Origin of the sequence: Corticimicrobacter sp. (assembly GCF_040137905.1) — a bacterium.
In the GTDB taxonomy this organism is placed as follows: Bacteria; Pseudomonadota; Gammaproteobacteria; order Burkholderiales; family Burkholderiaceae_B; genus Corticimicrobacter.
The window spans coordinates 1-9732 of the sequence record NZ_JBEFDG010000045.1 but is presented as its reverse complement, the minus strand read 5'-3'; the positions used below and the strand labels follow the sequence as shown (position 1 = coordinate 9732).

Below are 9732 nucleotides of genomic sequence, written 5' to 3'. Positions count from 1 at the left end.
GTCGGCGCATCGGGGGCACGCATCGTGCTGCACCTGTTGCATGCCTTGAAGGCCCGTGGACTCAGGCTGGGCATGGCCTCGATCTGCATTGGCGGGGGACAGGGCGGTGCCATGCTGGTCGAGGCGCTGGGCGACGATCCGGTCGGGCCGGCACAGCAGGTCGAACAGGAGGCGGCATGATGGCGACAGTACAGACATTGTCTGCAGCGGCTGGCAACTGGCGGATCGACCGTGACGGGCAGGGCCTTGCCTGGCTGACCCTGGACCGGGCCGGCAGTGCCGTCAATGCATTGTCGGCCGATGTCATGGCCGAGCTTGCAGCCGTCCTGGACAGCCTGGACCAGGCACCGCCTGCCGGGCTCATCATTCGTTCGGGCAAGGACACCGGTTTCATCGTCGGAGCGGATATCGATGAGTTTGCCGATCTGGGTGAGGGCGCTGCGGCGCAGGCGCTGGTGGCGCGTGGCTGGACGCTTTTCGAGCGGCTGGCGGCGGTGCCCTATCCGACGCTGGCATTGATCCAGGGACACTGCCTGGGCGGTGGGCTGGAGCTGGCCCTGGCGTGCCGCTATCGGCTGGTCGTGGAGGATGCCAGTGCTGCGCTGGGACTGCCCGAGGTCATGCTGGGTATTTTTCCGGGCTGGGGCGGTATCAAGCGGTTGCCCCGGGTGGTGGGCGTTCAGGCGGCGCTCGACATGATGCTGACCGGTCGTCGCATCGATCCGCGCCGGGCGGCACGGCTGGGGCTGGTCGATGCCTGCGTGCCGCTGCGAGTACGCGATGCGGCGGCGCGGCAATGGGTGTTGTCGGGCAAGCCGGTGCGCAAGGTCAGCGGCTGGCGTGCCTGGCTGAATGCCTGGCCGCTGAAGCGGCTGGTACGTTGGCAGGCAGCGCGGCAACTCGACAGCAAAGACCCGCTTGGACACTATCCTGCGCCCCGTGCCATCCTGGCCCTGTGGGCCGAGCACGATGGCAATGCCCTGCAGGCTCCGGATCTGGTCGAATCCATCCTGTCGTCCGACACGGCTCGCAACTTGCTGCGGGTCTATCGACTGCAGGAGCGGCTCAAGAACCAGGGCAAACCGGACGGGATGCGAGCCGTTCACCACGTGCATGTGGTGGGGGCCGGCGTGATGGGAGGCGATATTGCCGCCTGGTGCGCGCTACAGGGACTGAGCGTCACGCTGCAGGACCAGAATGTCGAGCGCATTGCGCCGGCGCTGGCACGGGCGGGCAAGCTGTATACGCGCCGGTTGAAGGATCGCAGGCGGATTCAGGCGGCCCTCGACAGGCTGATACCTGATGTAGAAGGGCATGGCGTGGCCCGTGCCGATCTGGTGGTCGAGGCCATCAGCGAAAACCTGGAGGCCAAGCAGGCACTCTATCGCCAGGTCGAAGCAAGGATGCGGCCTGATGCATTGCTGGTGACCAATACGTCCAGCCTGTCGCTCGAAACGCTGCGCACCGTGCTGCAACGTCCCCAGCGATTGATCGGCATCCACTTTTTCAACCCGGTGGCCCGCATGCCACTGGTCGAAGTCGTGGGGACACGTGATGGCGATGCCGAGCATCAGGACGCCGTGGCAAGGGCTTGCGGGTTCGTCGGGCAGATCGGCAAGTTGGCGTTGCCTGTACGCAGCGCCCCAGGTTTCCTGGTCAATGCGGCCCTGGCTCCCTACATGCTGGCAGCCATGCGCCATGTGGATGCAGGTATCAGTCCGGCCGCTGTCGATGCTGCGATGACCGATTTCGGCATGCCGATGGGACCGATCGAACTGGCCGATACCGTCGGTCTCGATGTGGCGCTTGCGGCAGGGCGTCAATTGGCACCCGATGCCGAGCCGCCCCGCTGCCTGTTGCAACGGATCGAGCGGGGACACCTGGGACGCAAGAGCGAACGTGGTTTCTACGCTTGGCGCGATGGCAAGGCGGTCAAGGATGCTGGACATGCGCAGCGTGCTGTCGGCAGCGGGGCCGGGCCAGGGAGCGATCCGGCCCTGCTGGCAGCCGGCCTGGCCCGTGTGCTGGCCGACCAGGTGCGGCTGCAGCTCGAGGCGGGCGTGGTCGAGGATGCCGACCTGGCTGATGCCGGCATGATTTTCGGAACGGGCTACGCACCTTTCACCGGTGGGCCCTTGTATCACCATAACAGGCTGTCGTCATGAGATAGAGATTGTTGTTCAACAAAGCCGGATCACCGGCGGCAAGGTCATCCCGCAGAGGAGGCCATCACACCAGGAGACATGCAATGAAAACACGCTTACTGACAGGACGCGTACTTTCTCTGGCTATACTGGGCGGATTCTCCGCTGCCGGGTACGGTGCGGGCTTCCAACTGCTCGAGCAAAATGCCAGCGGTCTTGGCAATGCCTATGCCGGATCGGCGGTCAATGCCGAGAATGCCAGCATCATCTACTTCAACCCGGCTGGTATGACCTATCTGCCGGGGCTGAACGTATCGGGTGGTGTCACGGCCATCAAGCCGTCCTTCAAGTTCCGCAATGATGGTCGCAGTACGGTGCCGCTGGGCGCTGTTGGATCCAATGGCGGGGATGCCGGCAGTTGGGGCGTCGTGCCCAATGCCTACCTGTCCTGGCAGATCAACCCGCAATGGTTCGCCGGGGTCGGGATCGGCGCACCGTTTGGCCTGATGACCGAATACGACGACAACTGGGCGGGGCGCTTTCATTCGCGCAAGTTCGACATCCGGACCATCAATATCAATCCGTCCGTGGCCTACAAGGCCAATGATCAGTGGTCGTTCGGGTTCGGTGTCAACTGGCAACGTATTGATGCCGAATACAAGCTGGCGCAAGTCCTGCCGGTTGCGCCTGGTGTCTTCATGCCGGGTGATGCGCGGGTCAAGATGCATGGCGATGCCTGGGGCTGGAATGCCGGTGTCATCTTCCAGCCGACCGAGGCGACCCGCATTGGCCTGTCGTATCGGTCCAAGATCAAGCATTCGGCCAAGGGCGATACCGATATCGATCTCAATGGCACTACGGTCCGCAGCGGTCAGGCCCGCGCAGACGTGGATCTGCCCGATACCTTCGTGCTGAGCGCCATGCATCAGTTGAATTCGCGCTGGACCCTGCTGGGCGATGTGTCGTGGACCGGTTGGAGCAGCATTCCCAAGCTGGACATCCACAGCGGCGGCAATATCAACGCGACCAGCTCCCTGGACCTGCGTTTCCGGGATACCTGGCGAGCCGCCATCGGGGCCAACTACCGCGTCGACGAGCGTTGGACCTGGAAAGTCGGTGTTGCCATCGACCAGTCGCCGATCCGCAGCGCGGAGTATCGCCCCACGTCCCTGCCTGACAACAATCGGCTGTGGCTGTCGACCGGCGTGCAGTATCGCCATGGTGCCAATACCACCATCGACCTTGGCTATACCTATCTGCACCTCAAGGATACGCCCATCAACAACGACAATGGCGAACCTGCGCGCCGGGGTCTGGTTTCTGGCGAATACAAGAGCAGCGGGCACATCATTGGCCTGCAGGTATCCAGCCGGTTCTGATAAAAGGAGAGTCGCTTGAGCAAACTGCAAATCAAACGCGCCGCCGTTCTGGGGGCAGGCGTGATGGGCGCGCAGATCGCTGCGCATTTGGCCAATGCCGGTGTGCCGGTGCTGCTGTATGACCTGGCTGCCAGGGAGGGCGATCCCAACGGGATCGTTCTCAAGGCGCTGGCCGGGCTGCGCAAGCTCGAGCCGGCTCCCCTGGCCAGTCCGGCCAGTCTGGACTGGATAACGCCGGCCAATTATGACCAGCATCTCGATCAGTTGTCCGGCTGCGATTTGGTGATCGAAGCCATCGCCGAGCGTCTGGACTGGAAAACCGATCTGTACCATCGCGTGGCACCGCATATCGGCGTTCAGGCCATCCTTGCCTCCAATACGTCCGGCCTGTCGGTGGGCGCGCTGGCACAGGCATTGCCCGAGAAATTGAGGTCGCGTTTTTGCGGCGTGCATTTCTTCAACCCGCCGCGCTACATGAAGCTGGTCGAACTGGTCGCGGCACCGGAAACCCGCCCCGACGTGCTGGATGACCTGGAGTCATGGCTGACCAGCCATCTGGGCAAAGGTGTGATCCGGGCATTGGATACGCCCAACTTCATTGCCAACCGCGTCGGCGTGTTTTCCATGCTGGCCGCGATGCATCACACGGTCAGGCTCGGGCTGGGCTTTGACGAGGTCGATGCCCTGACCGGTCCGCTGATCGGGCGTCCCAAGAGCGCGACCTATCGCACGGCTGATGTGGTGGGGCTGGATACGCTGGCGCATGTGATCGATACGCTGCGCGACGGTGCGACCGATGACCCGTGGCATGTATTTTTCGAGGTGCCCGGCTGGTTGCAGCAACTGATCGACCAGGGAGCCCTGGGCCAGAAGACCCGGCGTGGTGTCTATCGCAAAGAGGGGCGCGATATTCTCGTGCTCGATCTGAAGCAGGGCGAGTACCGTGCGTCGGCGGGACAGGTGGCCGATGAGGTGGCCAGCATCCTGAAGCAGAAGGATCCGGCTGCCCGGTTGCGGGATCTGCGAACCAGCAGCCATCCCCAGGCACAGTTCCTGTGGTCGGTCCTGCGCGATACGTTCCACTATAGTGCCTACCATCTGGCAGGGATTGCGGATAATGCGCGCGACCTAGATCTGGCCATGCGCTGGGGGTTCGGCTGGTCGCTGGGGCCGCTCGAAACCTGGCAGGCTGCCGGCTGGCAGGCCGTGGCCCAGGCCATTCGCGAAGACATCGACCATCAGGCAAGCATGGCCACTGTGCCTCTGCCTGACTGGGCCGTCGAGCCCGACCGCCGTGGCGTGCATGCGCCACAGGGGTCTTATGCGCCGCGTGATGGACGCCTTGTCGCACCTTCATCGTTGCCCGTCTATGCTCGCCAGGTGTTTCCGGAACGTGTGCTGGGGGGGCAGGATGCCGTGCCGCCGGCCCAGGATATTCTCTGGGAAAACGAAGGGGTCCGACTGTGGTGCCTGCCGGATATCGATGCCGGTGTCGCGATCCTGTCCTTCAAGTCCAAGATGCACACCATTGGCGACGAGGTGCTCGATGGTGTGTTGCATGCCGTGTCCCTGGCCGAGCGCGACAGCGATGCGCTGGTGCTGTGGCACGAGGCACCGTTTGCCGTTGGAGCCAACCTCAAGCAGGTGTCCGAAGCCGTGGCGGCCGGCGAGTTCGAGCGCCTGGAGCAGACGGTGGCCCGCTTCCAGCAGGCTTCGCTGGCGCTGCACTATGCGCAGGTGCCGGTGGTGGCTGCTGCGCAGGGCATGGCGCTGGGCGGCGGTTGCGAATTTCTCATGCATGCCAGTGCGCGGGTTCTGGCATTGGAAAGCTATGTGGGTCTGGTGGAGGCGGGGGTTGGCCTGATTCCGGCCGGGGGCGGCAGCAAGGCGTTTGCGGTGCGGGCAGCACGGCTGGCCGCGCAGACCGAGACACCGGCAGAAGTCTTTCCCTACCTGCAGCCGGTCTTTCGCAACATCGCCATGGCCCAGGTTTCCAAGAGCGCCTGGCTGGCGATCGAAGCAGGTTTCGGGCAACCATCGGATACGGTGGTCTTCCATCCCGATGAGCTGTTGTGGACCGCACTGCGGCGGGCCCGCGCGATGGCGGATTTGGGCCATCGTATCCCGGCACGCCCACGTGACATTCCAGTCGCCGGCCGCAGTGGTATCGCCAATTTCGACATGCTGCTGGTCAACATGCGAGAAGGCGGCATGATCAGCCAGCATGATTATCGGGTGGCTCATGCGGCTGCCGTGGCGCTGTGTGGTGGTGATGTCGATACCGGCAGCCGGGTGGACGAGGCGTGGCTGCTGGCGGTCGAGCGGCGCGAATTCATGGCACTGTTGCGCACGCCTGAAACCCAGGCGCGCATCCGCCATACGCTGGACACCGGCAAACCGTTGCGCAACTGATCGAGGAGCATTCATGAATATGCAGAAACAGGATGCCTATATCGTGGCCGCGACGCGGCTGCCGGTGGGCAAGCGTGGTGGCATGTATGGCCGGACCCGGCCGGATGACCTGCTGGCGGCCGCACTGCGGGCCGTGCTGGCCCAGGTGCCTGGACTGGATGCCGGCCAGATCGGCGATGTCATTGCCGGATGCGCCATGCCGGAAGCCGAGCAAGGCATGAACATGGCCCGCATGGGACTGCTGCTGGCAGGCTTGCCGCAACAGGTCCCAGGGCTGACCATCAACCGCTTCTGCGCCTCAGGCCTGCAGGCCGTGGCCGATGCGGCCAGCCGTATCCGGCTGGGTGAGGCGGATGTGATGATTGCTGCAGGTGCCGAGTCGATGAGCGTCATGTCGCAGATGATGGGCAACAAGATTTCCATGAATCCGGCGATCTTCGACAAGGAAGACCATCTGGGTATGGCTTTCGGCATGGGGCTGACCGCCGAAAAGGTCGCCCAGCGCTGGAAGGTGTCCCGGGAAGATCAGGATGCTTTCGCCCTGGAGTCGCACCGGCGGGCCGTGGCGGCACAGCAGGCAGGCTATTTCGGGCAGGAAATCACGCCTTTCGAGATCGTGGCGCATGAGCCGGGCAACGCTACTGACGGTATGCCAAAGATCGCGCATCGTACTGCCGCGCAGGATGAAGGTCCGCGAGCCGATTCCAGTATCGAGGCACTGACTCGCCTGCGCACGGTATTCGCAGCACGCGGTACGGTCACGGCAGGCAACAGTTCGCAGATGTCGGACGGGGCGGCGGCGGCCGTGCTGATGTCAGAGCGCATGGTCAAGGCGCTGGGTGTCCAGCCCCTGGCACGTTTTGCCGGCTATGCCGTGGCCGGCGTGCCGCCTGAAATCATGGGCATCGGACCCGTCGAGGCCATTCCGCGCGCCTTGCAGCAGGCCGGTATCGGACAGGCACAACTTGACTGGATCGAACTGAATGAGGCCTTCGCTGCGCAGGCATTGGCTGTGATCCGGGAGCTGAACCTGGATCCTGCCAGGGTCAATCCCCTGGGGGGGGCGATTGCACTGGGCCATCCGCTGGGGGCCACCGGTGCCATCCGGACGGCCACGCTGACCCATGGCCTGCGGCGTACCGGCGGCAAATACGGCATGGTCACAATGTGCATTGGTACCGGCATGGGGGCCGCCGGCGTGTTCGAAGCACTTTGATGTCATGGTAAAGCTGGAGTGGCTGCATCGTTTGCCCTATCGCTGGCGCGGCCGGGCATTGCGACTGGGGTTCAACCTGCACCCGGGGTTCCGGGGCATGGGCGGCAAGGTCATTCGCGTCGAGTCCGACTTTTCGTCCATGCGGGTGCGCCTGCCCTGGCACTGGCGTACCCGCAATGCCCTCGGAGCGATCTACGGTGGCTCTTTGTTCGGTGTCACCGATGGACCGCATCCGCTGTTGCTGATGTTGCGACTGGGGCGGGACGTGATCATATGGGACAAGCAGGCCTCGATCCGCTTTCGCCGTCCTGCCTACCAGATGCTGTATGCCGATTTTGTTGTACGTGACGCCGAGGTCGAGGACATCCGCAGTGCACTCGACCGGGATCAGGAAACCACGCGTACCTATAGCGTGGACCTCATCGATGGGCAGGGTGCTGTGTATGCAACGGTCGAGCGCACGCTGTACATCGCAACGCGCACGCACTACGCACGCAAAAAGCGAGAAAAGGAAACGACGGGCGACAGGCAGCCACAGTAAATATATAGTGACACCATAACAAGGACATCCTCACGGAATGGATCCGCCGGCAGGCAAAGGAGACAATATGGACAAGATCTGGCTTGAGCATTATCCGGAAGGCGTGCCGGCTGAAGTGGATACCGGGCAATACACGTCTCTCGTACATCTGTTCGAAGAAAGCTGCCGGCGCTATGCAGACCAGGTAGCCTATGTATCGCTCGGCAAGGAACTGACCTACGCCGAACTGGACCGGCAAAGCCGCGCCTTTGCCGGCTGGCTGCAGAGTCAGGGATTGGGGCGCGGTGATGCCGTCGCCCTGATGATGCCGAACCTGCTCCAGTATCCGGTCTGCCTGTTTGGCATCCTGCGGGCCGGTTGCGTCATGGTCAATTGCAATCCGCTCTACAAGCCGCGCGAACTCGAATACCAACTGGTCGATTCTCAGGCCAAGGTTGTCGTCATTGCCGAAAATTTTGCCAGTGTGCTTGACCAGGTCAAGGATCGCCGCTACCTCAAACACATCGTGGTGACGGCCGTGGGCGATATGCTGGGCGGGCTGAAGCGACCGCTGGTCAATTTCGTCGTGCGCCATATCAAGAAAGGCGTGCCGGCCTGGACGTTGCCTGGCCATGTCCAGCTCGACGATGCGATGCAGGCGGGCACACGGCAAAACTTTGTGCAGCCCGAACTGGGCCATGCGGATCTGGCCTTCCTGCAATATACGGGAGGCACGACTGGCGTGGCCAAGAGCGCCATGCTGTCGCATGGCAACCTGATCGCCAATGTCTGCCAGGCATACGCCTGGATCCGTCCCGTGGTGCGTGAAGGCAAGGAGTGTATCGTCACCGCGTTGCCGCTCTACCATATCTTCGCACTGACGGCTAATTGTCTGGTCTTCATGAAACTGGGGGCTCGCAATATCCTGGTGACGGATGCCCGGGATATTCCCGGGCTCATCAAACTCATGCGTCATGCCGGCATGACGGCATTCACCGGCGTTAATACGCTCTTCAATGCGTTGCTCAATCATCCCCAGTTCACCAGTCTGGATTTTTCCAGCCTGCGCCTGACACTGGGCGGTGGCATGGCGGTCCAGCGGGTCGTGGCCGAACGCTGGAAAGAAGTGACCGGTACGTCGCTGGTGCAGGCCTATGGTCTGACCGAAACCTCACCGGCCGTGACCATCAACCCCATGGATGGACACCACATCGATGGCTCCATCGGACTGCCTCTGCCCTCGACCGATCTGTCAATCCGCAATGACGACGGCCAGGAGGTGGCGCAAGGCGAGGCGGGCGAGATTTGCGTACGCGGCCCCCAGGTCACGGCCGGCTATTGGCAGCGCCCGGAAGAAACCGCACTGGCCTTCTGGCCGGATGGCTATCTGCGCACGGGTGATATCGGCTATATAGATGAGCAGGGTTTCGTATTCCTGGTGGATCGGAAAAAAGACATCATTCTGGTGTCCGGCTTCAATGTCTATCCCAACGAAATCGAAGACGTGGTGGCTACGCATCCCGGTGTTCGCGAAGTCGCCGCAGTGGGCGTGCCGGACGAGCGTTCCGGCGAAGCCGTCAAACTGTTCGTGATCCGCAAGGATCCCTCCCTGACCGCCGAAACATTGATCGCCTATTGTCGCCAGCAACTGACAGGCTACAAGATTCCCCGCCACGTCGAGTTCCGCGAAGACCTGCCACGTACCAATGTTGGCAAGATCATGCGTCGCAATCTTCGGTGACCCTGTTGTTCTGTTGTTGAGCGCGTTGGTGAGTGCGGTGCCAATTCAGTGAGGCAGCTCTCTGTCAGCAGGGAGCCTCTGAATGGACATCCCCCGAAACCGTGGGTAGTTCAGTGCCTCACGCGGCAGCGCGTTCAAACGCCTCCGGACTGATGCTGCTCAGGGGCATACGGCGGATGGCTGCATGAGTGGATCAGAAAAATGTCATGTTGGCTGTCATCAGTTTGACATGTTGGAAACAGTGGTGCTATAGTCTCGCTCCTTCGCAGTTCAGACAGACCAGACCTTGAGGCAAACGCCCAGGTGGTTGTGGGAAGTGC

General features: G+C 62.6%; 6 protein-coding genes and 1 pseudogene. All 7 read left to right on the top strand.

The window, feature by feature from the left end; genetic code table 11:
- A pseudogene (locus ABN482_RS08075) lies at positions 1–180 on the top strand (hypothetical protein); the annotation flags it as partial.
- Positions 180–2165: a 3-hydroxyacyl-CoA dehydrogenase NAD-binding domain-containing protein gene (locus tag ABN482_RS08070; RefSeq protein ID WP_349503503.1), complete on the top strand. Its 1986-nt coding sequence runs from the start codon at positions 180–182 to the stop codon at positions 2163–2165. The pseudogene ABN482_RS08075 and the gene ABN482_RS08070, both read left to right, overlap by 1 nt.
- An 83-nt stretch (positions 2166–2248) precedes the next feature.
- On the top strand, positions 2249–3523 hold the full coding sequence (locus ABN482_RS08065) for an OmpP1/FadL family transporter (protein WP_349503502.1): 1275 nt from the start codon (positions 2249–2251) through the stop codon (positions 3521–3523).
- A gap of 15 nt (positions 3524–3538) precedes the next feature.
- Positions 3539–5935, top strand: a complete 2397-nt coding sequence (locus ABN482_RS08060; RefSeq protein WP_349503501.1) for a 3-hydroxyacyl-CoA dehydrogenase/enoyl-CoA hydratase family protein — start codon at positions 3539–3541, stop codon at positions 5933–5935.
- 13 nt (positions 5936–5948) lie between these two features.
- The gene (locus ABN482_RS08055) at positions 5949–7151 is read left to right on the top strand and encodes an acetyl-CoA C-acyltransferase (RefSeq protein ID WP_349503500.1); all 1203 of its coding nucleotides are present in this window, start codon (positions 5949–5951) and stop codon (positions 7149–7151) included.
- Between the two features lie 4 nt (positions 7152–7155).
- Positions 7156–7692 (top strand): PaaI family thioesterase, encoded by a 537-nt coding sequence (locus ABN482_RS08050; protein WP_349503499.1) that lies wholly within the window; start codon positions 7156–7158, stop codon positions 7690–7692.
- Positions 7693–7759: 67 nt separating this feature from the next.
- Positions 7760–9412, top strand: a complete 1653-nt coding sequence (locus ABN482_RS08045; protein WP_349503498.1) for an AMP-binding protein — start codon at positions 7760–7762, stop codon at positions 9410–9412.
- Positions 9413–9732: the final 320 nt, after the last annotated feature.

Excerpts from the sequence above, each read along its gene's own strand:
- ABN482_RS08070 (WP_349503503.1), top strand. The coding sequence starts at position 180 with ATGGCGACAGTACAGACATTGTCTGCAGCGGCTGGCAACTGGCGGATC.
- ABN482_RS08045 (WP_349503498.1), top strand. The coding sequence starts at position 7,760 with ATGGACAAGATCTGGCTTGAGCATTATCCGGAAGGCGTGCCGGCTGAA.
- ABN482_RS08055 (WP_349503500.1), top strand. The coding sequence starts at position 5,949 with ATGAATATGCAGAAACAGGATGCCTATATCGTGGCCGCGACGCGGCTG.
- ABN482_RS08065 (WP_349503502.1), top strand. The coding sequence starts at position 2,249 with ATGAAAACACGCTTACTGACAGGACGCGTACTTTCTCTGGCTATACTG.
- ABN482_RS08050 (WP_349503499.1), top strand. The coding sequence starts at position 7,156 with ATGGTAAAGCTGGAGTGGCTGCATCGTTTGCCCTATCGCTGGCGCGGC.